This window comes from Ferruginibacter profundus, from assembly GCF_054783275.1.
The window spans coordinates 1,450,509-1,476,269 of sequence record NZ_BAAGQW010000002.1 but is presented as its reverse complement, the minus strand read 5'-3'; the positions used below and the strand labels follow the sequence as shown (position 1 = coordinate 1,476,269).

Below are 25,761 nucleotides of genomic sequence, written 5' to 3'. Positions count from 1 at the left end.
ACATAAAAAATCCCGCCACCGGCGGGATTTTTTATGTTGGCTGTGCCCATTTGTATAATTATTGGCCAGCTAATCCAATTGCTTTTTCAACTGTATATGCGCCCATGCCAGCAGCGGTAAAATAAGCAATAGCAAAAAAGATAGCCATTGCTTTGTAATTACAAATACAAGCACCGAAATAATAGCCAGGTAAAGCGGGTAAGCCAGCAATAAAATTGCCACTACAATGGAATCATAATGATCATTATCAAATGCCGCTTTTTTTACAAACCGCCTTACAGGTAAATATAATGGCGCATGCAATAGCCATCCGCCTGCGGAAGGAATAAATAATAATATTTTTTTCAGGTAAGATTGAGGTACATAAAATTTCCGGTGCAGTTCTTTGGTATCGGTTTTGTCAATTTCAAAAACAAAGGGCTGCAGTTGCTGTAAAAGATTGGTATTAAAAGACTGTATATTTTTGCCATGACTGTTATCGTCTTTTATATCATCCGCGGTAATAAATTCCCCGAAAAATATTTTTACATTTTTACCAAATTTTTGAAAAGAACTGTAGTTTATGCCAACGGGTAATACTTTTAATGGAATACCATCTTCCCAGCTGCTGATAGCCAAACGTGCCGTGCCTTTTTTTAAAGGACGCAAATGCCATTCGTTAATGCATTTGCCTTCGCTGAAAATGAGCACAATGCCATTCTGTTTAAATATCTCCTTACACAGGTCAAAGGTCTTATAATTCTCTTCTAAATTTTCCACGCCTTCGCTAACCCGGTATACAGGTAATAATTTCAGGGTGTACAATAGCTTACTGATAAATTTCCCTTTAAAAGCATCTCCTCTTGCCAATGAATACACCGGCTTATCAAATAAAGTGCAAAAGATGATAGCATCTAAAAATGAATTGGGGTGATTAACTGCAAGCAACAAAGGACCATTGGTTTTTAAGATCTCTTTTTTGTTGATGGCAATATCCCTGCAATAGAATTTTATCGCAAGCCTCGCCAGTATCTTTACCAGTTGGTATAACATTGGTTCAAGATAATAAAATAATGTGAAGTAATGTGTTGAACGGTGTGAGGTAACTTTTGCGTTTAGGGGTTTAGACGTTTAGAAAGTTTAGATTTTGTAGTATCATTACTAAACCCCTAAACTTTCAAAACTCCTAACCATTAATTCAATTGCGGATCTATCGGAAAATTCACCATCATTTCATAATCGCCGCCTAAATGCTTCAGGCTTCCTTTCCATACTTCATCAGGTTGTGTAGAAAATACCAGGTTTTTTGTGGCACCAACAGTGAGCCAGCTTTTTTCATCCAGTTCACTGCTTAACTGGCCATCGCTCCAGCCGCTGTACCCGATAAAAAATTTTATTTTCTTCAGGTCAATGCTGTTGCTCTTTATCAATGCAGCTACGGTTTCAAAATTGCCGCCCCAGTAAATATCATTGCTTACTTTATAGGCATCGGGAATAAGATCGGGGTATTGATGAACAAAATGAATGGTATCGGTTTGTACCGGGCCGCCGTAATAAACCGGCAATTGAAACCCTTCAAAATTTTCCAGCAATTCATCTAAGGTTTGTTCAATCTGTTTATTTAACACAAACCCAAAGCTGCCTTCCTTTTTATGATCGCACAAAAGCACAACGGTTCTTAAAAAATTGGGGTCTTTTAAAAAGGGATCAGCAATTAATAATATACCAGGGCCTGGTTCAATCATATTTCTAAAGTAATGCTTAATTGCCATACGCAAAAGGCTAAAAGCTGCTTTTTTAAAAGAAATTTAAGTTCTAAACCTTCGTTAAATTTACACTTTGGCCGTTTTACCATATTTTACAGCCCATTACTGACCTAATTTTGCATGGATGAAGAGAATTTTCCCCATTATAACCATACTGATATTTCTGTCTTTGCTGGGGCTGATATTTTTTCAGTTTCTCTGGATAGAAAGTGCCCGGGAGGCCAAGGACAAGCAGGTGGAGGAAAACATAAAGCAGGCGATAGATTTTGCAGCTTCTGCATTATCGCAGGATAATAATTCAATCGTTCCTTTTGGTAAAAAAAACGACATGCTTTTTCCCGGGGAAAAATTGCAGTATTTTAAACCATCTGTAATGCAGCGGTATACCAAAGATGATATTACCGAAATCATCCGCAATGCATTCAATAAAAATAACCTCAAAAAATTTCCTTTTGAATTTGCCATTTTAGAAAACTCTATAGCAGGTAAACAATTGCTAAGTGATAATTTTTACGAACTTTCTTTAGATAGTGCCAGGAATAAAAATTATGTGTACCCATTGCAACCACCCAGCGGCAGCAACTACGAAAACCTGGTGGCTGAAGAATTATTATGTGTGATTGTACCCAATCAAAAAACCATTGTCTGGAAAGAAATGTTCTGGTTTATTATTGGTGCCATTGTATTTACCTTAATTATTACCACCGCATTTTTTATTACCATAAGAACATTGCTGAAACAGAAAAAGCTGAGTGAGATAAAATCTGATTTCATCAATAATATGACGCATGAATTTAAAACGCCGCTGGCCACTATTTCACTGGCGGTGGATGCGTTAAAAAATGATAAGGTAAAGGGCAACGAAGAGAAAACAAGTTACTTCACCAATATCATCAAGGAAGAAAACAAGCGGATGAACAAACAGGTGGAAACCATACTGCAGGCCGCTTTGCTGGATAAGCAGGAAGTGCAGCTGAACCTGAAAAAATTATCTGCGCACGATTTAATTACACTGGCATTAAATAATATCACTTTGCAGGTGGAAGAAAAACAAGGCGCACTGGATGTACATCTGGATGCAGAAAAAGATATGATACTTGCGGATGAAGTACACTTCACTAACCTGATCAATAATTTGCTGGACAACGCCGTAAAATATTCCAAAGAAAACCTGGCCATAAAATTAACTACAGAAAACAGCGGCAACCAGTTAAAGATAAAAATTGAAGATAACGGCATTGGCATGAACAAGGAAACCGTAAACCGCATCTTCGAAAAATTTTACCGTGCTCATACGGGTAACATACATAATGTAAAGGGTTTTGGCCTTGGCTTAAGTTATGTAAAAACCATGGTAGAAGCGCATCATGGCACTATTAAAGCAGATAGTGTACTCGGTAAGGGTAGTACGTTTGTGGTGACGATTCCGTTGGCTGTGGTGTAAATTTTAGATAATTTTTGACTTGTAATATTGATTTTAATATCCCTAACTTAACTTTTTTTATATTTTATAGTTAAACCTCTCCAATTTATAAATACACTTATTGCCATTTCATTTGTATTTACTCCATGCGTAGTAGCTTGTAGTTTATTATTCATGGCTTTATAACAATTTTTTTTATGGGTGTGTAATATTTGATGTTATAAATATACATAAAAACGGGTCTTATTTATATTTTTACAGGTACTTGGTATTTACTGTTAAGCCATACATTGACGGCGTTGTCATGGCATCTCCGACAAGTCTCTATATAGTTGTATCGAGGTTACAGCGTAAGATAACCGGGTAAGAACGGGATTGTTTTAAATGTGCTATGTTCTGCTGTTATGAAGTGATATTTTTATTTTTAACAAATTTGTTTTTTTTTAATCCAGAAGTTTATTTTAGATTTACTTTGTAATTGCAGTTAATCCTTGCAGTTATAGCAGTTTTTATCTTTCTTTTTTAAGGCAACATATAATTCCAATTTGCTAAAAGGCCGACACGATTTATTTTTGGCCAATTGTAAAAATTGCCAGTTTAAACCTTCTCCACCGATAACCGAAATATTTGTTAGTGTTTGTTTTATTACAAAACACGTTTTGCAACAATTGCAGGATGTGTTGTTAATTAAAAAAAATAATGATGTTTGCACAATACCAACCAAATATAAAAGCGGCTATTACTTACCTTAAACTTTTAAAAGTTAGCGTAAATAATACTACTGTAAATGAGACTCTGCAAAACCACCCAGATTGGCCGAGCCTGCTCTGCATTACAGATAGCCTTAATAAATGGAATGTACCTAATGCCGCAGGTAAAGTAGAGCTTGGTAGGATAGATGAATTGCCTGTACCGTTTATGGCCTACACTAATGACAGGGAAAATCCATTAGCAATTGTAACAGATGTTACGGATAGCGTAATAAGCCTGTATCAAAAAAAATACAAAAAGCGTGGCGAAATGCCAAAGGATGACTTTTTTAAAATATGGAATGGGGTTTATGTGATTGCCGAACCAGATGAACATTCTGGGGAACAAAACTTTAAACAGCAAAAGATAAAATCAATCAGTAATTTACTTGCTCCGGTATCAGCTATTATCGGATTGGCAATATTTTCTTTTTTTCTTTTAAATAAAGATACAGACAAGTCTCTTTTAGTAAATATAACTTTCTTTTATTTACAGTATGTTGTTTTGCTGGTCGGGATTTTTGTCACGTCTATTCTACTTTGGTACGAGATTGATAAAAGTAACCCTTTATTACAAAAGGTATGCTCTGGTATTGCCAAAGGCAATTGTAATGCAATACTTACAGGTAAACAAGCAAAAGTTTTTAAGTGGTTGAGTTGGAGTGAAGTTGGGTTTTTCTATTTTACAGGCGGCTTAGGAGTACTACTATTTTGTGAAAGGCCGCTCACAATTCTTGCATGGCTAAGTATTTTGGCGTTGCCATATACTGTATTCTCGGTCTATTATCAATGGAGGGTTGCAAAACAATGGTGTATACTTTGTCTTGCAGTACAAGCATTACTATTGTGCGGCGGCATCAATGTTGTGGTAAATAAATTTTTCTATCCAGTACAATCCTCTTTCTTATTGATTATTAATACTTTAATGTTTTATATGCTGCCCGCCTTGTTATGGTTTACAGTAAAACCTTATGTTTTACGTTTACAGGCGGCTAAAAGTACAAAACGTGAATACCTTCGTTTGAAATTTAACGGCGAAATTTTTGATACGCTTTTGAACAAGCAAAAGCAAATTACACTATCCACAGACGGCTTGGGTATTGATATAGGAAACCCTGCTGCTACCAATACCATTATAAAAGTATGCAATCCTTACTGCGGGCCTTGCGCAAAAGCGCATCCAAAAATTGAAGCATTAATAGAAGCAAATAACAATGTAAAAGCTAAAATTATTTTTACTACTGCAAATGACGAAACAAACCCCGCTATAAAGCCCGTAAGGCATTTATTAGCTGTTGCAGCAGAAAATAACCCTGAAAAAATTAAGGCGGCATTAGATGACTGGTATTTACCTGAAAAAAAGGAGTATGAAATATTTGAAAAGAAATATAGAATGAATGGCGAACTTTTGAAGCAAGGAGAAAAAATAGCAGCAATGGAAAAATGGTGCAAAGCGACTGACATAGCATTTACACCTACTATTTTTATTAATGGAAAACAACTACCCGATGCTTATAGCATTGAGGATTTACAATATTTTCTTTTAGAATAGTTCCCTAAAAGAAAAGCCTGGCGGAACTACATAATGCTGCAGCATTGTGGCTGGGTAGCCAAAGCCTTTGACGCTAAAAGCAATGGGCGCAAACAATTTTATTAAACTTTTAATTATTAAAAAAAATGCAAACAAAAAAAATGAGCCTTGCTAATATACAGGGAAAATTAAGTAGAACTGAAATGAAAAATATTATGGCGGGCAGCTTATCTAGTAATTATTGTAATGATACCAATTATTGGTGGTGCTATTATGAGGGGCAAAGCTGCTCTACTAGCGGTGGAGGTAGCATTTGTATAAAATGTGCAACTGGCTGGGGCTGTGCACATGGATAAATCGAAAAGGTATTCTGACATTAGAATGTTAAGTATAAATCATAACACATTACAGTTTATGTGTTATGATTTATATTTTGCAGCAACCTCTTCAAGGTTTAGTTAAATGCTAAATTTGGGAATCCGTTATTTTATCTTGGGGTCTATTTAAATTTATTTTGAAGTGGGAAAGCTTTATAGTTCGCAAAATAATTCAATTGCATATAAATAGATAACAAAATTTCATGAAAATATTCAGTAGCACAATACTCTTATTTGCATTTATTTCGTGTAATTCAAATTACAGTAATTTAAATGATAAGGATCAAATTGATTCTGAAAAGGTTATTAATTCTAATAACATGATTTTATCTTTCAATGTGACAAATCAATTTCCACACGACACCGCTTCGTTCACTGAAGGATTGTTTTGGGAGAATAGAAAGTTGTATGAAAGTACAGGGGCTCCGGAAGACCTACCTAATACAAAATCACTTTTCGGAATTGTAAATTTAAGCTCAGGTAGAATTGAAAACTTCAAAGAAATTGATAAAAATATATATTTCGGAGAAGGCATTACTATTCTTGAAGGGAAACTATATCAGTTGACATACAAAAATAAAATTTGTTTCGTTTATAATGCTAAAAACTATAGGCTGTTAAAAACGTTTAGTTATAATAATAATGAAGGTTGGGGGTTAACAAATGACTCCCTAAATCTTATAATGAGCGATGGCACAAATAAAATAACCTTTCTTAATCCTAAAACTTTCCAGATTGTAAAAGAACTCTATGTTTTAGAAAAGAACTCTATAGTTGAAAATATTAACGAGTTGGAATACGTAAATGGGTTTATATATGCTAATATTTATACAACCAATATTATTATAAAAATCGATGCAGCGTCTGGAGAGGTGATAAAAAAAATTGATTTGACTTTTTTATATCAACAAGCCTTAAAACAAAATCCCAACTCTTTAGAAATGAACGGAATCGCGTATAATCCAGAGACTAAGAGATTTTATATAACGGGCAAAATGTGGCCTTATATATTTGAAGGCACTTTTTATTAATAAAAGGATTTTTTTGATAAATTATGCGAAAAGAAAAAATTGCTATTCTTACCTGTTGGTATGGATCTTATCCATGGTATTTTCCATATTTTATTCATTCTTGTAAATACAACGCCAGTATTGATTTTATTATTATAACAGATAATACGGAACCAATAATCGATAAGCCTAAAAACGTAATCATATTTTATAAAACATTAAACGAAATTAAAGTAATTTGTTTGCGAAAACTTGGGATTATCGTTAACATAGATTATCCATATAAACTTTGTGATTTTAAACCTGCGTATGGTTATCTTTTCTCAGAAATTATAAATAAATATGATTTCTGGGGACATGGTGATATTGATCTGGTATATGGCAACATAAGATATTTTATAACCGATGAAGTTTTAAAAAATTATGATGTCATAAGCAGTCGTCATGATTATATTACCGGTTCGTTTTGCTTGTTTAGAAACACAGAAGAAATAAATATTTTATTCCAACAGAGTAAAGACTACAAAATGGTATTTAGTTCTGTTGAACATTATTGCTTTGACGAATGTAATTTTTTATTTAGTGAGCTGCAAAATGGAGCTTCAATATTTGACTATTCAGGCAATATACAAAGCATGACTTATGTAGTGCAAAAAGCTGCTGCTGAAGGAAAATTAAAAGTTTTATTTGATTTTATTATTGTAGAAGGGACTCCCGGAAAAATTAAATGGGAGAATGGAAAAATTATTTACAAAAATATGTTTGAATGTATGTTTTATCATTTAATAAAATTTAAAACGGAATGCAAGAAACAAACTGTTTTGAAGCCCATACCTGAGACATTTTATTTCACCCCAACAAAAATTATAAAAAGGTAAGTGAAATTTCCATTTTATAAACAACTTGACGCCATGGACTGCGGCCCTACCTGCCTGCGCATGGTAGCAAAATATTATGGTCGTGCCATTTCGTTAGATTATTTACGCAATATGGCTGAGTACGGCAAAGAAGGTGTAAGCATGCTTGGCCTTGCGGATGCAGCTGAAGGTATAGGTTTAAAGACCGTAGGTGCCAAACTTAGTTTTGAGGAACTGGTTAATGATGCGCCATTGCCGGCAATTATACATTGGGATCAATATCATTTTGTAGTGCTTACCCCAGGGGTAAAAAAAAATAAACTGTTAGTTGCAGATCCGGCAAAGGGCATACTCAAACTTAACAAAGAAGAATTTTGCAAACATTGGATTGCTACAACTGAAAATGAAACAAGAAAGGGGACTGTACTTTTATTAGAACCGACACCATCATTTAAAGAATTAGATTTTGAAGGTAATTCGCAAACTGCAAAAGGGAAAATTGGCAAAGCCTATTTATTTAGTTATATACAACAACATAAAGCTTATTTCTTTCAAATTTTATTGGGATTATTAATTGGCAGCATACTGCAACTCATTTTCCCTTACCTCACACAAAGTATTGTTGATACTGGTATTCAAACACAAAACCTCAATTTTATACAAATAGTTTTAGCAGCACAGCTCATGCTACTGTTTTCGCAAACAGTGGTGGAGTTTATACGTAGTCGCATTTTATTATACATAAGCACACGTATAAATATTTCATTGCTTTCAGGTTTTTGGGCAAAACTATTAAAATTGCCCATGCAGTTTTTTGATAGCAAGCACCCCGGTGATATTATTCAACGCGTCGGCGACCATCACCGCATTGAAAACTTTTTAACCGGTACAGCGCTCAATACTTTTTTTTCCATCTTTAACCTTATCATTTTTTCTTTTGTATTGCTTTTTTATAACCTGAACATTTTTATAATTTTCGTTGCAGGCAGTGTACTGTATTTATTTTGGATACAATTTTTTTTAAAATACCGGAGAAAATTAGACTACCAACGCTTTGCTATTGCGGCAAAGGAGAATAATGCCACCATGCAGCTGGTGTATGGCATGCAGGAAATAAAATTAAATAATGCAGAAAATACTTATCGATGGGCCTGGGAAGGATTGCAGGCGGGTTTATTTAAATTGAATTTTAAAAGCTTATCACTAACGCAATATCAGCAAATAGGTGCATTTTTTATAAACCAGGGCAAAAATATTCTGATAACATTTGTTGTAGCAAAATTAGTAATCGAAGGACTGCTTACTTTAGGAATGATGTTGGCAATTCAATACATTATAGCGCAGCTAAACGGCCCCATTGAACAATTAGTTGGTTTTAGCCAGCAGGCACAGGATGCAAAAATATCTTTAGAACGTTTAAATGATATTCATGCTTTGGAAGATGAGGAACCGGCTGGAAAGGAATTTAATCATGCTATACTCACCGAACATAGCATTACTATTAAAAAGCTGTCTTTTACTTATCCGGGTGCAGGTAACGAGCCGGTTTTAAAAAATATCAATTTAACTATACCGCAAGGTAAAGTGACCGCAATAGTCGGCATGAGTGGAAGTGGTAAAACCACATTATTGAAATTACTATTGAGGTTTTATGAAAATTATAAAGGCGATATTCATTTAGGTAATATCAATAGTAAAACTATTAGTCCTAAATATTGGAGAAGTATAAGCGGTGCAGTAATGCAGGACAGTTTTATTTTTAATGATAATATCAGAAAAAATATTACAGTTACTGATGATAAAGTAGATAATGGCCGACTGATGGATGCCTGTAAAACCGCCAATATTCTTCCTTTTATTGAATCGTTGCCCTTGGGGTTTTATACAAAACTAGGTGTAGAGGGAAATGGTATTAGCGGTGGACAAAAACAGCGACTGACCATTGCGAGAGCAGTATATAAAAATCCACAATTTATTTTTTTTGATGAAGCTACAAATTCCTTAGATGCTAATAATGAAAAAGTAATACTGGAAAATCTGCAACAGTTTTTTAAAAACAGAACGGTTATTGTAGTAGCTCATCGCTTAAGTACTGTGAAAAATGCTGATAAAATTGTAGTTCTAGAAAATGGAGAAATAGTAGAAGAAGGAACACATGCAACACTCAGTTTTACAAAAGGAAAGTATTATGAGTTAGTAAAAAATCAATTGGAACTTGGAAACTGAAATGGCAGGATGGTTTTAAATTTTTAAACGGCTAAACCAAAAAATGAAAACTGAAAAAGACATACTATCTCTGGTCACAGCCCTTGATGATAATGTATTTGTTCCAAAAAATACATTTTTGGAACATGGCAATGCGATTGAAGAAATTATTTCTAACAAACCTCCTTCGGTTGTACGATGGGGAACAGTGTATTTTTTAATACTGTTGCTGCTGCTTGCTACTATCTGCTGGTTTATTCAATACCCCGACAGCGTAAATACAAAAGCAAAACTCACCTCCATCAACGCTCCTAAAGAAGTAATTACAAAAACAGCAGGCAAACTGATTAAGCTAATTGCAAAAGAAGGACAAACAGTACAGCAAAATGAATTGCTGGGTTTTATGGAAAGCGGTGCTAATGCTGATGAGGTAATTATGCTTTCAGGTATTACAGATACTTTGCAAAATTTACTGCAAAGCAATCTGCTCGAAAAAATTCCACCCTGCTTAGCACAACCATTTGAAAACCTTGGCGAGGTACAACCGGCTTACCAAAGCTTCATGCAGGCCTTCATTTTATTTAACCAATATCTTTCTTCGGGTTATTATTTAAAAAAGAAATTTATGCTTCAGAAAGATATGGGCTACCTGCAAAAGCTACACGTAAATTTATTGCAACAAAAAAGTATACAACAGGAAGATGTAGGATTGGCTGATACTACTTTTAAAATGAACAAAAGACTGCTGGATCAAAAAGTAATAGCCAGCCTGGAGTACCGCAATGAGCGAAGTAAGTTTTTAAACAAGGTTATGAGCATTCCGCAGATCAACAGCAGCATTATATCTAACGAAAGTAACCAGCAGGAAAAGCAAAAGGAAATTTTACAATTAGAAAATGATATTGTACAACAGAAAGGAATTTTTACACAAGCACTCCATACATTAAAATCACAATTGGAAGATTGGAAAAATAAATATTTGCTCACTGCACCGCTTGGTGGCAAAATTGCATTTGCTACTTTTTTGCAGGAAAATCAGCAATTACAAGCGAACCAGATCATTTGCTTTGTAAATCCGGGGAATGCACAATACTATGCAGAAGTGTATATACCACAGACCAATTTTGGCAAAGTAAAAACAGGGCAACAGGTATTATTAAAATTTCCGGCATATCCGTTCCAGGAATATGGAAGCTTAAAAGGCAAGATCGATTTTATCAGCAATATCAGTACCGATAGTGGTTATCTTGCTAAAGTGGTTTTGGTTAACGGGCTATATACAAATTATAAAAAGCAAATTCAGTTTAGAGATGGCTTAACTGCACAGGGAGAAATTATTACCGCTGATATGCGATTGCTGCAACGGTTTTATTATAACATTATTAAACAGGTGCAATAAACCCTTACCGTTTCGCCACCGGTACCACCAGTTTCAATCCGCTCCACAACCCACTCACTGCACAAACCTTTATATCCACCAGGCCATTTTGCAAAGCAAAATTTCTTATCGCATCTTCGTTTACGTTAGTTACAATACCAGATGCTTTTTTGTACCAGGATACCCAGATGATAACGGCAGTATTTGCTTTTGCATAAGGCAGTATTTTTTGCATACCCTTTTCAAAAGCGGCAAAATCTTTTGCAAACAGGTGAATAAAGTCGGGGATTTGTTTGCCTTTGACCAGTTGTCCGCTGATATCCTGCTCCAGCAGATCAAAATAGTTATCCGGCATATCCAATACCAAAACTTTCATTTCGGGCTTGATGCCCAGTTTTTTTAACAAGGGTGTTCCTGAATACCCGGTTGCTGCCATGTTCAAATTGAATTTAGGTTGAAAAATGGGTTATCAACAGCAATGCACACCTATCCACAGGTAATGCACATTCAAAAATAATAAAACCAACGCCAAAGCCAGGCCCGTTTTGGGCAAAGTTCATGTGGATAAAAAACTTTATCTAAAAAATGATAAGAAAGTGGGAAAAAGTGTTATTTTGTGTAAGTTTCTGTTTAAGCAGGGCTAAATAATTGAAAATGATAGGTTTCCTCGGTGAATATGAAGCAACTTTAGACTTAAAGGGTCGCTTTTTACTGCCGGCAGGGTTTAAAAAACAGCTGCCGCAGGAAGGTGCTACCCAATTTGTGCTAAACCGGGGGTTTGAAAAGTGCTTAACGTTATACCCAATCCAAAGCTGGGAGCCTATATTTTCTGAGATCAGCAAACTGAATGATTTTGACCCTAAGGTAAGAGAATTCAGGCGTTATTTTTTAAACGGGGCCACACAAGTGGAGCTGGATAGTGCCGGAAGATTATTGTTGCCCAAAAACCTTAGCGAACATGCCGGCCTGGAAAAAGACATTGTGCTGGTATCGGCCGTTAACAAAATTGAGATCTGGGACAAAAGTAAGTATACACAGTTCTTTGAAACTTTTACACCGCAAGCCTTTAGCGATCTGGCAAACGAGGTGATGAATAAGGTTGTTAATTAGTTAATCAGTTAAATGGTTTAGTAGTATGGATAACAAAGAGGAACAGCTAAAACCAAATGACCAGTTAACCAATAAACCAGTTAACGATTCAGTTAACTATCACACCCCCGTTCTGCTGCACGAAGCAATAGCAGGTTTGAACATTAAGCCCGATGGCATTTATGTGGATTGCACATTTGGTGGTGGCGGACATAGCCGGGCCATTTTACAGCAACTGGATGAAAACGGAAGGCTGTACGTGTTTGACCAGGATGCTGCTGCAAAACAAAATGTACCTGATGATGAAAGGATCATTTTTATCCCTCAGAATTTTCGTTACCTGCAACGTTTTTTACGCCTGCAGAAAATAACACAGGTAGATGGTATTCTTGCAGACCTTGGCGTATCGAGCCACCAGTTTGATGAAGCTGACAGAGGATTCTCTACCCGCTTTGAAGCTGACCTGGATATGCGAATGGACCAGCGTGAAGCTATTACAGCAGCAACAGTGCTTAAGGATTTTACCGAACAGCAATTGCACAAAATGTTTGAGCAATATGGCGAAGTAACCAATTCAAAAACACTGGCTAAAACTATTGTACAACAGAGAGCATTGGCGCCCATCCGTACCATCAATGAATTTAAACTGGCAGTTAAGGCGGCGGTTAAAGGTAATCCTCAAAAATACTTTGCCCAGGTATTTCAGGCACTACGCATCCAGGTAAACGACGAATTAGGCGCATTAAAAGAACTATTAGCACAAGCCACTACACTATTAAAACCAACCGGCCGGATCGCAATTATCACTTTTCATTCTTTGGAAGACAGGATAGTTAAAACATTTTTTCGCAACGGAAGTTTTTCCGAAACCGAAGCAGATGAAGTGTATGGAACAAAACCTGAAAGCCCGTTTTTAATCATCAGTAAAAAACCAATCGTACCAACAGAAAAAGAATTAAAACAAAATCCGAGATCAAGAAGTGCAAAGCTGAGAGTGGCCGAATTAAAGTAAAAGTTTCAAAAAAAAATAGTCAGTAAAAAATAATGCAGGAAGAAGAAATCATACCGGAAAAACAAAGCAGCCAGAAGATAGACTGGAGAAGTTTTTTTAGTTATAAATGGGTGGTGCAAAACATACCCTTCTTTTTGTTTTTAGCAGCATTGGCAGTGTTGTACATCTACAACGGGCATTATGCAGATAAGCTGACAAGAAAAATTGGCGTAACAGAAAAGCATATTAAAGAACTGGAGTACGAATACAAGACCATAAAAAGTGAAGTGATCTTCAGAAGTAAAGCCAGTGAATTAGTGAAGGCAGTAGAGCCGATGGGATTAAAGGAATTAACAGAAGCACCGGTATTATTAACCCCGGAAGCTGATAAAAAATAGCGTATTAATAATAAAATATAATAATCCCTCTTTGGGGATAGGGGAATGGATGTAAAAAAAGACATATTGTGGAGAGTGTATCTCTGTTTTTTAGGGATGATACTGCTGGGCGTAGTGGTATTGGGCAGGGCTTTTTATATACAGCGCATAGAGGGAAAATACTGGAAGGAAATGGGTCAGAGCCTGCATTTAAAATATTTACCCATTGATGCGGAGCGAGGCACCATTTACAGCGAAGATGGTAATATGCTCAGCACATCGGTACCCATATTTGATGTGTTTGTAGATTTTGGTGCCGAAGGATTACGTGAAAAAGATGGCAAAAGATTTAAAGACAATGTAGATTCTTTAAGTATGGCACTGTCCGGTCTTTTTAAAGATAAAACTACCACGGCCTACAAAAAAATATTGCTGCAGGCGTATAAAGAAGAAGACCGCTATTTTATTCTAAAGAAAAAGATCTCTTTTGAAGAGTATAAACAGCTGAGGGATTTCCCTTTGGTAAGATTAGGCAGAAACAAGAGTGGTTTTATTTTCGATCCCCGTGATAAAAGAATTAACCCCTATGTTTTACTGGCTAACAGAACCATTGGTTTATCAAGGGAAGATTCTACCAAAAATGTTGGACTGGAAAGAAGTTATGATAGTTTATTGAAAGGTTCTTCGGGCCAGCGCCTGATGCGTTATATCGCCGGTGCTTATGTACCAGTGGAAGGCGCAGAACTGGAACCTGAACATGGAAAAGATATCATCACCACTTTAGATACGTACATGCAGGATGTTGCCGAAGTGGCGTTGATGAAAATGATGGTTGGCAATAACTCTTTACACGGCACTGCCATTGTAATGGAAACGGCAACGGGTAAAATAAAAGCGATCGCCAATTTAGGACAAAGAAAAGATGCCAATGGTATTGCTATAAAAGATAAAGATGGCAATAGTATTTATGATGAAGATTTGAATTATGGTATTGGTAAAGCAACAGAACCAGGTTCTATTTTTAAACTGGCTACATTAATGAGTTTACTGGAAGATAAATATGTCACCATCAATTCTAAAGTAGACTGCGAAGGCGGTATAAAATATTTTTATGGTTTAAAGATCCAGGATTCGCATTTGGGTGCCGGGTCCATTTCGGTAAAAGATGCGTTTGCCGCAAGTAGTAATGTGGCTTTTGCAAAACTGGCCGATCAGTATTATCATTCACAGCCATCAAAGTTCATTGATCATTTACATCATTTTCGGTTAGATACACTTACAGGGGTAGATATTGATGCCGCTTCTGCAAGAACAACCATTAAAAAGCCAACCAACCGCAGCTGGGCCAACACCACCATTCCGTTTATGGCGCATGGTTACGAAGAGCTGGTAACACCATTGCACATGCTGATGTTGTACAATGCGGTTGCTAACAATGGAAAAATGATGAAACCATATTTGGTGAATGCAGTAAGGGAATATGGGGCAGATGTAAAAACAATGACCCCTAAAGTAGTGGTGGATAAAATATGCAGCGATGAAACGCTGGCGCAATTAAAGGAATGTATGAGGGCCGTAGTGGATAGTGCACATGGTACAGGGCATAAAATATTATCGGGTAGTACTTATGGTATAGCAGGTAAAACAGGTACTGCTGTTACCGCTTTAAATAACAAAGGTTATAACAAGGGCAATAAAATTTACCAGGCGTCTTTTATCGGGTTCTTTCCTGCTGATCAGCCAAAATATACTATGGCAGTAGTGATACAAAACAGTAATGAATCAAAACTGCATTATGGTGCAGACGTTTCCGGTACCGTGTTTAAAGAGATCAGCGATAAAATTTATGGCCGCTTTTTAAGCAGCAAACAATTTACTGCCGCCACAACAACCGATAGTACGTTGTACAATTTTTATGGTACAAAAAATGACCTGGCAGCAGTATTTAATTTTTTAAAAACACCATTCACCGACTCCGCTGTAAGAGGCAGTATGAGACAGGCGAATATGAGAAATAATTTTTCTTCTTTGAATGCACCGCTTTATTCATCCGCATCATCCGGTTCTGTAACCCCTAACGTTGTCGGAATGGGATTGAAAGATGCGGTGTATTTATTAGAGAACAAAGGATTGAAAGTTGCAGCTGCCGGAAGAGGCAGGGTAATGAATCAATCAAAAGTAGCAGGCACAACATTTGAAAAAGGACAAACCATTTCATTAGTATTAAATTGATTTTACAGGACATACTATATAAAGTTGCCATCCGCTCTGTAAAGGGTAGTACCGGTATTGAGGTAAAGGATCTGCAGATCGATTCAAGAAAGATCAGTAGTGGCTCCTGCTTTATTGCCCTTAAAGGAAGTGCAGTTGATGGCCATGATTTTATTGCTGCTGTTGCAGAAAAAGGTGCTGCCGTTATTGTATGTGAAGTATTACCAACAGCATTAAAAGAGGACATTACATATATACAGGTTGATAGCACGGCTGCAACCGCAGGGCTGATGAGCCATAATTTTTATGGCGAGCCTTCTGCAAAAATTAAACTGGTGGGTGTAACAGGTACCAATGGCAAAACAACTATTGCTACTTTATTATTCAAACTATTCAGTGCGTTAAAATACAAATGCGGATTGATCAGTACGGTGCAGAATCAAATTGCAAAAGAGATCATTCCTGCTACACATACCACACCTGATGCCATCAATTTAAATGCACTGCTGAAACAAATGGCAGACGAAGGTTGCGAATATGTGTTTATGGAAGTGAGTAGCCATGCTATTCACCAGCAACGTATTGCAGGGTTGCAGTTTGCCGGTGCTTTGTTCAGCAATATCACTCACGATCATTTAGATTATCACAAAACATTTGATGAATATATCCGGGTAAAAAAATCATGGTTCGATAATCTGCCATCATCAGCATTTGCAATAAGTAATGCAGATGATAAAAGAGGTGCTGTGATGTTGCAGAATACGGTTGCAAAAAAATACTTCTACAGCCTTAAAACAATGGCTGATTTTAAAGGAAAAATTTTAGATAACAGTTTAACAGGATTGCACCTGGTTGTAAATGATATAGAAGTGCATTTCAGGCTGATAGGAGAATTTAATGCGTATAATCTTTTAGCAGTATATGGTGCTGCTGTTTGTTTGGGAGAAGATAAAACAGAAGTATTGCAGATACTCAGCAGCCTGGATGGTGCCGAAGGAAGATTTGATTATACCATCAGTACCAATGATAAATTAATTGGCATTGTGGATTATGCCCATACACCCGATGCCTTATTAAATGTACTGGCCACCATAAAAAAATTAAAACAAGGTAACGAACAGGTTATTACTGTAGTGGGTTGCGGTGGCGACAGGGATAGAACCAAAAGGCCGATAATGGCAGAAGTAGCTTGCGAGTATAGCGATAAAGTGATCCTTACTTCGGACAACCCCCGTAGTGAAGATCCGCTGGAGATTTTAAACGATATGCAGGCCGGCGTAAATGCAGCCGCTAAGAAAAAAGTGATCTCTATTGCCGACAGGAAGGAAGCGATTAAAACAGCGGTAAGCCTGGCGCAAAAAGAAGATATCGTTTTAATTGCCGGTAAAGGGCACGAGAAATACCAGGATATTAAAGGCGTGAAGTATGATTTTGATGATAAGAAAGTGTTGAACGAAATGTTTGTATTGTTAGAAAAATAAAAATCGTGAATTGTGAAACGAGAGTAGTGAGTTGTCAGACGTGAATGGAGCCTTCGAATTGAAGGTGCAACTCACGATTCACTGCTCACGATTCAGGTCTCACTACTAACGAAAATAAAAAATATGCTGTATCACTTATTTGATTGGTTTAAAACACAAGGTATTAAGTTCGCCGGAAGTGAGTTGTATCGCTTCCAGAGTATCCGTGTGATATTAGCTATGATCTTAAGCCTGGTGATTACAACTGTGTATGGCAAAAAGCTGATCGCTTATTTACGTAATAAACAATTGGGTGAAACAGTAAGGGATTTAGGGTTAGCTGGTGAACAACAGAAAAAAGGAACGCCTACAATGGGCGGCATTATTATCATCCTTGCCATTGTAATTCCAACTTTATTGTTTGCCGACCTGGGTAAAGTATACATCCGCTTAATGTTATTGTGTACGGTTTGGTTAGGGGGTATTGGTTTTATTGATGATTACCTGAAGATAAAATCAAAAAGAGATGCACAGAAAAAAGGAGAAAATTATAAGAAAAGCGATAGCGATGGTTTAGCAGGCAGGTTTAAAATTTTTGGCCAGGTGATGTTAGGGATAATTGTGGGGGCCACATTATACTTTACACCAAGTGTGGTGGTAAAACGTGAAGTGCAGGCTGGTATTGTGTTAGGGCCTAAAGAAAGAGCTACAAAGTTTGATACTGTGGTTATTGATGGTAAACAAACGATCTACGCTTCTGTAAAAACGCCAATTACCACTATTCCTTTTGTAAAAAATCATGAGTTTAATTACGCTAAGCTTTTGCCGGAAGGATTGAGGGATTATACCTACATACTCTACATTCTTATTGTAATATTTATTGTAACGGCGGTAAGTAATGGCGCCAATATTACAGATGGGTTGGATGGGCTTGCAACGGGAGTAAGTGCAGTAATGGGCATAGGCCTGGGCATATTTGCTTACCTGAGTGGTAATATAAAATTTGCGGAGTACCTCAACATTATGTACATCCCTAATATTGGGGAATTGTCCATTTTTATTGCTGCCTTTGTGGGCGCCTGTATCGGATTTTTATGGTACAATTCTTACCCGGCGCAGGTTTTTATGGGAGATACCGGAAGCCTTGCTTTGGGTGGCATCATTGCGGCGCTCGCCATTATTGTTCGTAAAGAATTATTGATACCCATCTTTTGTTTTGTGTTTTTAATAGAATTATTAAGTGTGATGATACAGGTGTCGTATTTCAAATACACCAAGAAGAAATATGGCGAGGGGAAACGGGTGTTTTTGATGAGCCCTTTACATCATCATTATCAAAAGTTGGGGTATCACGAAAGTAAAATAGCAGTAAGGTTTTGGATAATAACAATTTTAAGTATGATAGTAGCGATTGCAACATTGAAATTAAGATAGTAATATCCCCTGCGGCTGGGGCAAGTATTTATTGGAAAACCGCAACCTGGAATTGTCAGAGGCTGACATTCTAAGTTTTTCAATTTTTGAGTAATCAGTATCTGTGAAAAGTTCTTATGATCAGTGAAACCCTATACCCGTTAAATTCTATGCTTTTGAAGAACCCTTTTTAGTTTACGGTGTAGCGGTTGAAGTAAAATCGAATTGGAAAATTTGATGCTGTTGAAAAGCCAATTTTTATTCTGTACAAACAGAATAGTTAAAATGTAAGTATTGCATGATGAAACGATTAGTCATACTAGGAGCCGGAGAAAGTGGTGTAGGAGCCGCTATTCTTGCCAAGCAGCAGGGGTATGATGTATTTGTAAGTGATGGCGGTGCTATAAAAGAAAATTACAGAACAGAATTAAGCGACAACGGTATTGCTTTTGAAGAAGCCACACATACCGAAGCAAAAATTTTAAATGCAGATGAAGTAATGAAAAGCCCGGGTATACCTGAAAAAAATGAACTGGTGAAAAAGATCAGGGCCAAAGGTATTTCCATCATCAGCGAGATAGAATTTGCGTACCGGTATAAAGGCAACAGTAAGATAATAGCTATCACAGGCAGCAATGGCAAAACTACTACCACGGCATTAACCTACCACATGTGTAAAATGGGTGGTAGTGATTGTGCAATGGTAGGCAATATCGGTTATTCATTTGCCAAACAGGTGGCAGTTGATCCTAAGCCTTTATACGTTGCAGAAATAAGTTCTTTTCAACTGGACGATATCAAAACATTCCGGCCGGATGTTGCGGTATTAACCAATATCACAGAAGATCATTTAGACAGGTATGACTATAAAATGGACAATTACATCAGCAGCAAGTTTCGCATTGCGATGAATCAACAGGCTGAAGATGTTTTTATTTATTCCTTAGATGATGCCATTACCGTTCAGAGTATTAACAACTATCACATTAAATCAACACTAGCCCCATTTACCATGAGTAAACCACTGCCGCAGGGAGCATACCTGATGAACGCAAAATTGCACTTGAAATGGAAAAACGAAGAAATGCAAATGAGTATTAAAGATTTCGCCCTAAAGGGTAAGCACAACCAGTACAATAGTATGGCTGCAAGTTTAGCAGCATCAGTTGTAGACATCAGGAAAGAAAAAATAAGGGAAGCCTTACAAACTTTTGAAAGTTTAGAGCACCGCATGGAGCCGGTGGCTTCTATTAAAAATGTGGAGTTTATTAACGACAGTAAAGCCACTAATGTAAACAGTACCTGGTTTGCATTGGAAAGTATGGAAAAACCGGTGGTATTAATATTGGGTGGTGTTGATAAAGGCAACGACTATTCTTTAATTAAAGAGCTGGTGAAAGAAAAAGTAAAAGCGATCGTATGCATGGGTACAGATAACAAGAAGATACACGAAGCTTTTGGTGATATCATGCCGTTAATGGTAAACACCGCATCCGCAAAGGAAGCAGTGCAGGCCGCATTTCACTTTGCAGCAAAAGGTGATGTGGTTTTGTTGAGCCCTGCATGTGCAAGTTTTGACCTGTTTAAAAATTATGAAGACAGGGGTAATCAATTTAAACAGGCAGTAAAAGAATTGTAATACACGGTCTGACGTCCTCGTCTGACCATGGTACACGATCAGACGAGGACGCCTGATCACAAAAAATCTCCTCTGGAGAATATGGCAAACTTTATAAACATAAAAGAATTATTTACACCCAACATCAGTAACAACCTGGTTAATAAAACCAGGGGCGACCGTGTGATATGGGGCATTGTGGTAATTCTTGTTTTGATAAGTTTATTGGTGGTGTATAGCAGTACAGGGTCACTGGCATATAAATATAGTAAGAGCACAGAAAGTTATTTGTTCAAACAATTTGGCTTTATTATCCTTGGGGTATTGCTTATCTATTTTGCACACCGCGTTAATTACACGATTTATGCAAGGGTAGCGAAGATCCTGTTTTTAATTTCTATACCACTACTGATCTATACTTTATTTTTTGGCGTGCAGTTAAATGCCGGAAGCCGTTGGATAAAATTACCTGTCATCAACATGACATTTCAAACATCCGACATGGCTAAGCTGGCTTTATTCATGTACCTGAGTTTACAATTGAGCCGCAAACAAAATGTGATCAAAGATTTTAAAAAAGGGTTTTTGCCGGTTATCATTCCTGTGGTTATTATTTGCGTATTGATTGCACCGGCAAATTTATCTACGGCCTTGTTAATTGGTGCTACCAGTTTTATGCTGATGTTCATTGGCAGAATAAGTGGTAAACATATACTGTTATCGATGGGTATTGCAGCAATACCTGTTATTTTTTTATTTGCTATTGCAGTGGGCACTTATGATAAGGCAGCACACAAGCAAAAGGATATTCCTGCAATTTTTGATATTGGCCGTGTACCCACATGGATCGGCCGTATTCAAACATTCATGTACAGCAATAAAGAAGATGAGAGTGAAAAATTATACCAGATCAACCAGGCAAAAATTGCAATAGCTAATGGCGGATGGTTAGGTAAAGGGCCAGGCAATAGTGAAGCAAGAAATTTTTTGCCGCACTCTTACAGTGATGAAATTTTTGCGATCATCATTGAAGAGTATGGATTATTTGGCGCCGCATTCATGATATTTATTTACCTGCTATTCTTATACCGATGCATCAGGTTATACCGGAAATGCCCTTTTGCGTTTGGGGCATTTCTGGCCCTGGCGCTAAGTTTTACATTGGTGATACAAGCAATTGCCAATATGGGGGTAGCAGTAAATGCTTTTCCTAATACCGGTGTTACATTACCGCTGGTAAGCATGGGAGGAAGTAGTTTTCTCTTCACCTGTTTATCTATCGGTATTATTTTAAGTGTGGCAAGAAACGTAGAGCAGTTAGAACCAGCCCCGGCGCCCCTGAAGGGGGAGTAATGGAAGCGAAGATTGGTCAGGAGATAAGGAGGAGTGTATAAAATAAGTTGTAACAGATTTAATAAATGAACGAAGAAAAAAAAGAAAGTAATAATACAGGTTCCCCCTTCAGGGGGGCAGGAGGCACTCGGGTTATAATAGCAGGAGGTGGAACAGGCGGGCATATTTTTCCTGCAGTGGCAATTGCAAATGCTATTAAAAAAGCAGCGCCGGATACTGAAATATTATTTGTAGGGGCTAAGGGAAAAATGGAAATGGAGAAAGTACCACAGGCAGGATTTAAAATTGAAGGATTGGATATAGCAGGGTTGAACAGAAGTTCTTTGATAAAAAATATTGGTTTGCCTTTAAAGCTGGTGAAAAGTTTTATACAGGTAAGGCAAATTTTCAAATCGTTTCACCCAACTGCTGTAATAGGCGTTGGTGGTTATTCCAGCTTCCCGGTATTGCGTTATGCTCAATCAAAAAAGATCAAAACGTTTATACACGAAAGCAACTCCTTTGCCGGCAAAAGCAATATCATGCTGGGTAAAAAAGCCACCCGGATATTTGTAGCCAGTGATGGTATGGAAAAATTTTTCCCGAAAGAAAAAATAATGATCACAGGAAACCCGGTAAGGGCAAGCATATCACAAAGCAAGGTGAGCAGGGAAGAAGGTATTAAATTTTTTGGACTAGATCCGGCAAAAAAAACCATTCTATCCATTGGTGGCAGCCTGGGTGCAAGGAGTATTAATGAAGCGATAGATAAAAATATAAATGAGTTTGAAAAGAATGGACTGCAACTGATATGGCAAACGGGTAAACCCTATGCAGAAAAAGCTAAACAATCAGCTGCAGGTAAAAATAATATCCGGGCAAATGATTTTATTACGCAAATGGAATATGCTTATGCAGCAGGCGATGTGGTGATCAGCAGGAGTGGGGCCATGTCCATTGCGGAATTATGTGTGGAGAAAAAGGCGGCGGTGCTGGTACCTTATCCTTTTGCAGCCGAAGATCACCAGACGGTAAATGCACAAAATTTAGTTAATAAAAATGCCGGCATAATGGTAAAAGACAGTGAGGCGTTAAATCAATTGGTGACCACCATTATCAGTTTATCAAAGAATGAACAACAACAAAACGAATTAAAAGCAAACATCGGCAAACTGGGTATCACCAATGCCGATGAAATTATTGCAAAGGAAATATTGAATACTATACAGTGATTGAATTAAATAAAATAACGAGGATATATTTTGTAGGGATCGGAGGTATTGGCATGAGTGCTTTGGCAAGGTATTTTAAATCTAAAGCAGTGGCAGTAAGCGGTTACGATAAAACAGAAACGGTACTTACAAAGCAATTGGTAAGTGAAGGTATACCTGTTCATTACCAGGATAATATTGAGTTCATTGACAAAGATGCGCAGTTGGTAGTTTATACTCCGGCGGTTCCAAAAGATCATAAGGAGTTAAACTATTACAGGGAAAATAATTACACTGTAGTAAAACGCAGTGATGTATTGGGTGCCATCACCAACAGTTCTTTTAATATTTGTGTGGCAGGTACACATGGCAAAACAACTACCAGTACAATGGTGGCGCACATATTGCAACACAGTGGTTATGGTTGCAATGCTTTTTTAGGCGGTATTGCAGTAAACTACAATAGCAATTTCTGGAGCAGCGAAAAAAATGTTTGTGTGGTGGAAGCAGATGAGTACGACAGAAGTTTTTTGAAATTAAGTCCTGATGTGGCGATCATCACCGCAATGGACCCGGACCACCTGGATATTTATGGTACAGCGGAAAATGTAGAACAGGCATTCATCGATTTTTCTGCAAGAGTTAAAGATGGCGGTTTGCTGCTGAGTAAGTTCGGATTAAAGAGAAGTGATGAATTAAAAGCATCGAACCATCTGACCTATCATTTCAATAATGATAAAGCTGATGCGTATGCGGCAAACATCAAAATGAATAATGGCAGTTACCAGTTTGATGTGATAACAAAAAACTGGCAGTTGCATGATGTGGTGCTGAATATGGGGGGCATGCACAATATTGAAAACATGGTTGCGGCCATTGCTGTGGCACACCAACTGGAAATAGAGGATGAGAAAATTAAAGCGGCAGTTAGTTCTTTTAAAGGAGTGAAGCGAAGGTTTGAGTACATAGTAAAAAATGATGTGTTTATTTATATTGATGATTATGCACATCATCCTGATGAGCTAAGGGCATTGATAACAGGAGCAAAAACTTTGTTTCCGGAACGGGAAATTGCCATTGCATTTCAGCCACACTTGTACAGCAGGACAAAAGACTTTGCTGATGGATTTGCTGAAGCGCTGAATTTGGCAGATGAGGTTTACTTGTTACCAATTTATCCTGCAAGAGAATTGCCAATGGAAGGTGTTACAAGTGAACTGGTCTTAAATAAGATGGAAGAAGGGAAAGGGGTTATTTATAAATCTAAAGAAGAATTATTGGACTGGATTGAATATGCATATGCCGGTTATGGAAGGAATGATTTTTTAATTACAGCTGGCGCAGGAGATATAGACACATTAGTTGAACCAATAAAAAATATTCTGACTAATAAAAAGTAACTAAACTCTGTCGGCGGTTGAAAACCCCGATAGCGGTTAAACAGGATGAGCGAAAAAAAACGATACAGTATTAAAAAAATTCTTTTGGCTGTGCTATGGGTAACCGTTGGCACAGGCACAACTGTATTGCTGGTTGCAGGCATCAATAAAAAAGATGCTGCAAAATGTAAAGGGGTAGCCATAAAAATATCCGGCATTGAAAATACAGATGGTCCCAAATTTGTAGACGAGGAAGACATCCTGAATACAATACAAAAAATAACTAACGGAAATGCAAAGGGTAAATCCCTGGCTTCTTTTAACCTGAGAAAAATAGAGGCCGAACTGGAGAAGAGTAAGTGGGTGAAAAATGCAGAACTGTTCTTTGATAACAATGATAGTTTAAAAGTAAACCTGCAGGAGAGGGAGCCTGTGGCAAGAGTTTTTACAACGGGTAACGCTTCATTCTATATTGATACGGCATTAGCGATGTTGCCACTGAGCGATAAATTTTCAGCAAGGTTACCGGTGTTCACCGGTTTTCCTACTGACCAGATTGTATTATCTGCGGCGGACAGCAGTTTATTAAATGATGTGAAAGTGATCAGCCTTGCCATTCAGAAAGATTCTTTCCGCATGGCGATGATTGACCAGGTGGATATAACACCGGAAAGAAATTTTGAAATGATCCCCAAGATCGGTAGCCAGTTAATTGTTTTTGGTGATGCCACTGCAGCAGAAGATAAATTTAATAAGCTGGAACTATTTTATAAACAAGTGATGGTAAAAGGCGGCTGGAGTAAATATAGTGTGATCAATGTGCAATATAAAGGCCAGGTGGTGGCAAGAAGAAGAGGGGCCGAAGATAAAACCGCGGATTCGGTAAGAACATTACAGATCATGCAGATAATTGCCGCCAATGCAGCGCAACAGGCGGAAGATTCTTTGCAAACCATTTTGCAGGATAATAATAACAATACTGCCGATAGCAGTATGATACAACAATCCATTCAGCGGGAAGATAATTTTGAAACTAATAATACCACAAACGAATCACCTCTAAAGCCAGTGAACAATCAGCCGGCCGCAAAACCGGTTACTAATCCGTTACCCCCTGTAAAACCAGCCGCTGCAAAACCGGTGGTATCCAATCCGGTTCCTGCTAAAAAGCCAATGCCGGTAGCTGCCGGAACAAAACCTGCGGCAACAAAACCCAATCCAAACCTTGTAAAAAAACCAATCACCAATCCTGTAAAACCAAAGCCGGTAGAAGCAAAACCTGCAGCCGGAAAACCAAAAGTTGTAATGCCAGGCAAACCAATTAAAAATGATTATTAAAACAGCTCATAGTTAATAGTTCATTGTAAAGCGCTATAAATTTCCAGGCGCTGCCATGAACCACCAA

20 protein-coding genes are annotated in these 25,761 nt (G+C 37.4%); 17 read left to right on the top strand and 3 right to left on the bottom strand.

Going from position 1 to position 25,761, the window contains the following annotated elements:
- Positions 1 to 69: 69 nt before the first annotated feature.
- Positions 70 to 1,032, bottom strand: a complete 963-nt coding sequence (locus ACYVM0_RS16375) for a lysophospholipid acyltransferase family protein (RefSeq protein ID WP_460558619.1) — start codon at positions 1,030 to 1,032, stop codon at positions 70 to 72.
- Positions 1,033 to 1,172: 140 nt separating this feature from the next.
- Entirely contained in the window at positions 1,173 to 1,751 is a 579-nt protein-coding gene (locus ACYVM0_RS16370; protein WP_460558617.1) for a YqgE/AlgH family protein, read from the bottom strand.
- A 118-nt stretch (positions 1,752 to 1,869) separates the two neighbouring features.
- On the opposite strand from ACYVM0_RS16370, the gene ACYVM0_RS16365 reads away from it, so the two are divergent.
- From ACYVM0_RS16365 to ACYVM0_RS16340, 6 genes are all read left to right on the top strand, one after another.
- The gene (locus ACYVM0_RS16365; protein ID WP_460558615.1) at positions 1,870 to 3,189 is read left to right on the top strand and encodes a sensor histidine kinase; all 1,320 of its coding nucleotides are present in this window, start codon (positions 1,870 to 1,872) and stop codon (positions 3,187 to 3,189) included.
- Positions 3,190 to 3,867: 678 nt separating this feature from the next.
- Positions 3,868 to 5,469 carry a vitamin K epoxide reductase family protein gene (locus tag ACYVM0_RS16360; RefSeq protein WP_460558613.1) on the top strand — a complete coding sequence of 534 codons (1,602 nt, stop codon included), beginning with the start codon at positions 3,868 to 3,870 and terminating at the stop codon, positions 5,467 to 5,469.
- 559 nt (positions 5,470 to 6,028) lie between these two features.
- Positions 6,029 to 6,856: a glutaminyl-peptide cyclotransferase gene (locus tag ACYVM0_RS16355; RefSeq protein ID WP_460558612.1), complete on the top strand. Its 828-nt coding sequence runs from the start codon at positions 6,029 to 6,031 to the stop codon at positions 6,854 to 6,856.
- A 23-nt stretch (positions 6,857 to 6,879) separates the two neighbouring features.
- The gene (locus ACYVM0_RS16350) at positions 6,880 to 7,713 is read left to right on the top strand and encodes a DUF6625 family protein (protein ID WP_460558610.1); all 834 of its coding nucleotides are present in this window, start codon (positions 6,880 to 6,882) and stop codon (positions 7,711 to 7,713) included.
- Positions 7,714 to 9,918 carry a peptidase domain-containing ABC transporter gene (locus ACYVM0_RS16345; RefSeq protein WP_460558608.1) on the top strand — a complete coding sequence of 735 codons (2,205 nt, stop codon included), beginning with the start codon at positions 7,714 to 7,716 and terminating at the stop codon, positions 9,916 to 9,918.
- Between the two features lie 43 nt (positions 9,919 to 9,961).
- Positions 9,962 to 11,296 (top strand): HlyD family secretion protein, encoded by a 1,335-nt coding sequence (locus ACYVM0_RS16340; protein WP_460558606.1) that lies wholly within the window; start codon positions 9,962 to 9,964, stop codon positions 11,294 to 11,296.
- 4 nt (positions 11,297 to 11,300) lie between these two features.
- Here ACYVM0_RS16340 and ACYVM0_RS16335 read toward each other — a convergent pair whose 3' ends face one another.
- The gene (locus ACYVM0_RS16335; protein WP_460558604.1) at positions 11,301 to 11,711 is read right to left on the bottom strand and encodes a hypothetical protein; all 411 of its coding nucleotides are present in this window, start codon (positions 11,709 to 11,711) and stop codon (positions 11,301 to 11,303) included.
- Positions 11,712 to 11,929: 218 nt separating this feature from the next.
- On the opposite strand from ACYVM0_RS16335, the gene mraZ reads away from it, so the two are divergent.
- From mraZ to ACYVM0_RS16280, 11 genes are all read left to right on the top strand, one after another.
- Positions 11,930 to 12,385: a division/cell wall cluster transcriptional repressor MraZ gene (gene mraZ / locus ACYVM0_RS16330; RefSeq protein ID WP_430986393.1), complete on the top strand. Its 456-nt coding sequence runs from the start codon at positions 11,930 to 11,932 to the stop codon at positions 12,383 to 12,385.
- A gap of 25 nt (positions 12,386 to 12,410) precedes the next feature.
- Positions 12,411 to 13,376, top strand: a complete 966-nt coding sequence (gene rsmH / locus ACYVM0_RS16325) for a 16S rRNA (cytosine(1402)-N(4))-methyltransferase (protein WP_460558601.1) — start codon at positions 12,411 to 12,413, stop codon at positions 13,374 to 13,376.
- A gap of 32 nt (positions 13,377 to 13,408) precedes the next feature.
- Positions 13,409 to 13,753 carry an FtsL-like putative cell division protein gene (locus ACYVM0_RS16320; protein ID WP_460558599.1) on the top strand — a complete coding sequence of 115 codons (345 nt, stop codon included), beginning with the start codon at positions 13,409 to 13,411 and terminating at the stop codon, positions 13,751 to 13,753.
- 75 nt (positions 13,754 to 13,828) lie between these two features.
- On the top strand, positions 13,829 to 15,964 hold the full coding sequence (locus ACYVM0_RS16315; protein ID WP_460559879.1) for a penicillin-binding protein: 2,136 nt from the start codon (positions 13,829 to 13,831) through the stop codon (positions 15,962 to 15,964).
- Positions 15,961 to 17,424, top strand: a complete 1,464-nt coding sequence (locus ACYVM0_RS16310) for a Mur ligase family protein (RefSeq protein WP_460558597.1) — start codon at positions 15,961 to 15,963, stop codon at positions 17,422 to 17,424. Before ACYVM0_RS16315 ends, ACYVM0_RS16310 begins: the two co-directional genes overlap by 4 nt.
- Before the next feature lie 123 nt (positions 17,425 to 17,547).
- Entirely contained in the window at positions 17,548 to 18,837 is a 1,290-nt protein-coding gene (mraY, locus tag ACYVM0_RS16305) for a phospho-N-acetylmuramoyl-pentapeptide-transferase (protein ID WP_460558595.1), read from the top strand.
- Positions 18,838 to 19,114: 277 nt separating this feature from the next.
- Positions 19,115 to 20,455, top strand: coding sequence for a Mur ligase family protein (gene murD, locus ACYVM0_RS16300; RefSeq protein ID WP_460558593.1), 1,341 nt, complete (start codon positions 19,115 to 19,117; stop codon positions 20,453 to 20,455).
- 81 nt (positions 20,456 to 20,536) lie between these two features.
- Positions 20,537 to 21,787 carry an FtsW/RodA/SpoVE family cell cycle protein gene (locus ACYVM0_RS16295; RefSeq protein WP_460558591.1) on the top strand — a complete coding sequence of 417 codons (1,251 nt, stop codon included), beginning with the start codon at positions 20,537 to 20,539 and terminating at the stop codon, positions 21,785 to 21,787.
- 65 nt (positions 21,788 to 21,852) lie between these two features.
- Positions 21,853 to 22,998 (top strand): UDP-N-acetylglucosamine--N-acetylmuramyl-(pentapeptide) pyrophosphoryl-undecaprenol N-acetylglucosamine transferase, encoded by a 1,146-nt coding sequence (murG, locus tag ACYVM0_RS16290; RefSeq protein WP_460558589.1) that lies wholly within the window; start codon positions 21,853 to 21,855, stop codon positions 22,996 to 22,998.
- Positions 22,995 to 24,377: a UDP-N-acetylmuramate--L-alanine ligase gene (murC, locus tag ACYVM0_RS16285; protein ID WP_460558587.1), complete on the top strand. Its 1,383-nt coding sequence runs from the start codon at positions 22,995 to 22,997 to the stop codon at positions 24,375 to 24,377. The genes murG and murC overlap by 4 nt, the downstream gene beginning before the upstream one ends.
- A gap of 45 nt (positions 24,378 to 24,422) precedes the next feature.
- Positions 24,423 to 25,694 (top strand): cell division protein FtsQ/DivIB, encoded by a 1,272-nt coding sequence (locus tag ACYVM0_RS16280; RefSeq protein ID WP_460558585.1) that lies wholly within the window; start codon positions 24,423 to 24,425, stop codon positions 25,692 to 25,694.
- Positions 25,695 to 25,761 lie beyond the last annotated feature (67 nt).

What these genes read in the sequence shown, in the direction of transcription:
- rsmH (WP_460558601.1), top strand. Translation starts at nt 12,411, where the DNA reads ATGGATAACAAAGAGGAACAGCTAAAACCAAATGACCAGTTAACCAAT.
- ACYVM0_RS16370 (WP_460558617.1), bottom strand. Translation starts at nt 1,751, where the DNA reads ATGGCAATTAAGCATTACTTTAGAAATATGATTGAACCAGGCCCTGGT.
- ACYVM0_RS16360 (WP_460558613.1), top strand. Translation starts at nt 3,868, where the DNA reads ATGATGTTTGCACAATACCAACCAAATATAAAAGCGGCTATTACTTAC.
- ACYVM0_RS16365 (WP_460558615.1), top strand. Translation starts at nt 1,870, where the DNA reads ATGAAGAGAATTTTCCCCATTATAACCATACTGATATTTCTGTCTTTG.
- mraY (WP_460558595.1), top strand. Translation starts at nt 17,548, where the DNA reads ATGCTGTATCACTTATTTGATTGGTTTAAAACACAAGGTATTAAGTTC.
- ACYVM0_RS16280 (WP_460558585.1), top strand. Translation starts at nt 24,423, where the DNA reads ATGAGCGAAAAAAAACGATACAGTATTAAAAAAATTCTTTTGGCTGTG.
- ACYVM0_RS16340 (WP_460558606.1), top strand. Translation starts at nt 9,962, where the DNA reads ATGAAAACTGAAAAAGACATACTATCTCTGGTCACAGCCCTTGATGAT.
- ACYVM0_RS16335 (WP_460558604.1), bottom strand. Translation starts at nt 11,711, where the DNA reads ATGGCAGCAACCGGGTATTCAGGAACACCCTTGTTAAAAAAACTGGGC.
- murD (WP_460558593.1), top strand. Translation starts at nt 19,115, where the DNA reads ATGATGAAACGATTAGTCATACTAGGAGCCGGAGAAAGTGGTGTAGGA.
- ACYVM0_RS16355 (WP_460558612.1), top strand. Translation starts at nt 6,029, where the DNA reads ATGAAAATATTCAGTAGCACAATACTCTTATTTGCATTTATTTCGTGT.
- ACYVM0_RS16295 (WP_460558591.1), top strand. Translation starts at nt 20,537, where the DNA reads ATGGCAAACTTTATAAACATAAAAGAATTATTTACACCCAACATCAGT.
- mraZ (WP_430986393.1), top strand. Translation starts at nt 11,930, where the DNA reads ATGATAGGTTTCCTCGGTGAATATGAAGCAACTTTAGACTTAAAGGGT.
- ACYVM0_RS16350 (WP_460558610.1), top strand. Translation starts at nt 6,880, where the DNA reads ATGCGAAAAGAAAAAATTGCTATTCTTACCTGTTGGTATGGATCTTAT.
- ACYVM0_RS16320 (WP_460558599.1), top strand. Translation starts at nt 13,409, where the DNA reads ATGCAGGAAGAAGAAATCATACCGGAAAAACAAAGCAGCCAGAAGATA.
- murG (WP_460558589.1), top strand. Translation starts at nt 21,853, where the DNA reads ATGAACGAAGAAAAAAAAGAAAGTAATAATACAGGTTCCCCCTTCAGG.
- ACYVM0_RS16375 (WP_460558619.1), bottom strand. Translation starts at nt 1,032, where the DNA reads ATGTTATACCAACTGGTAAAGATACTGGCGAGGCTTGCGATAAAATTC.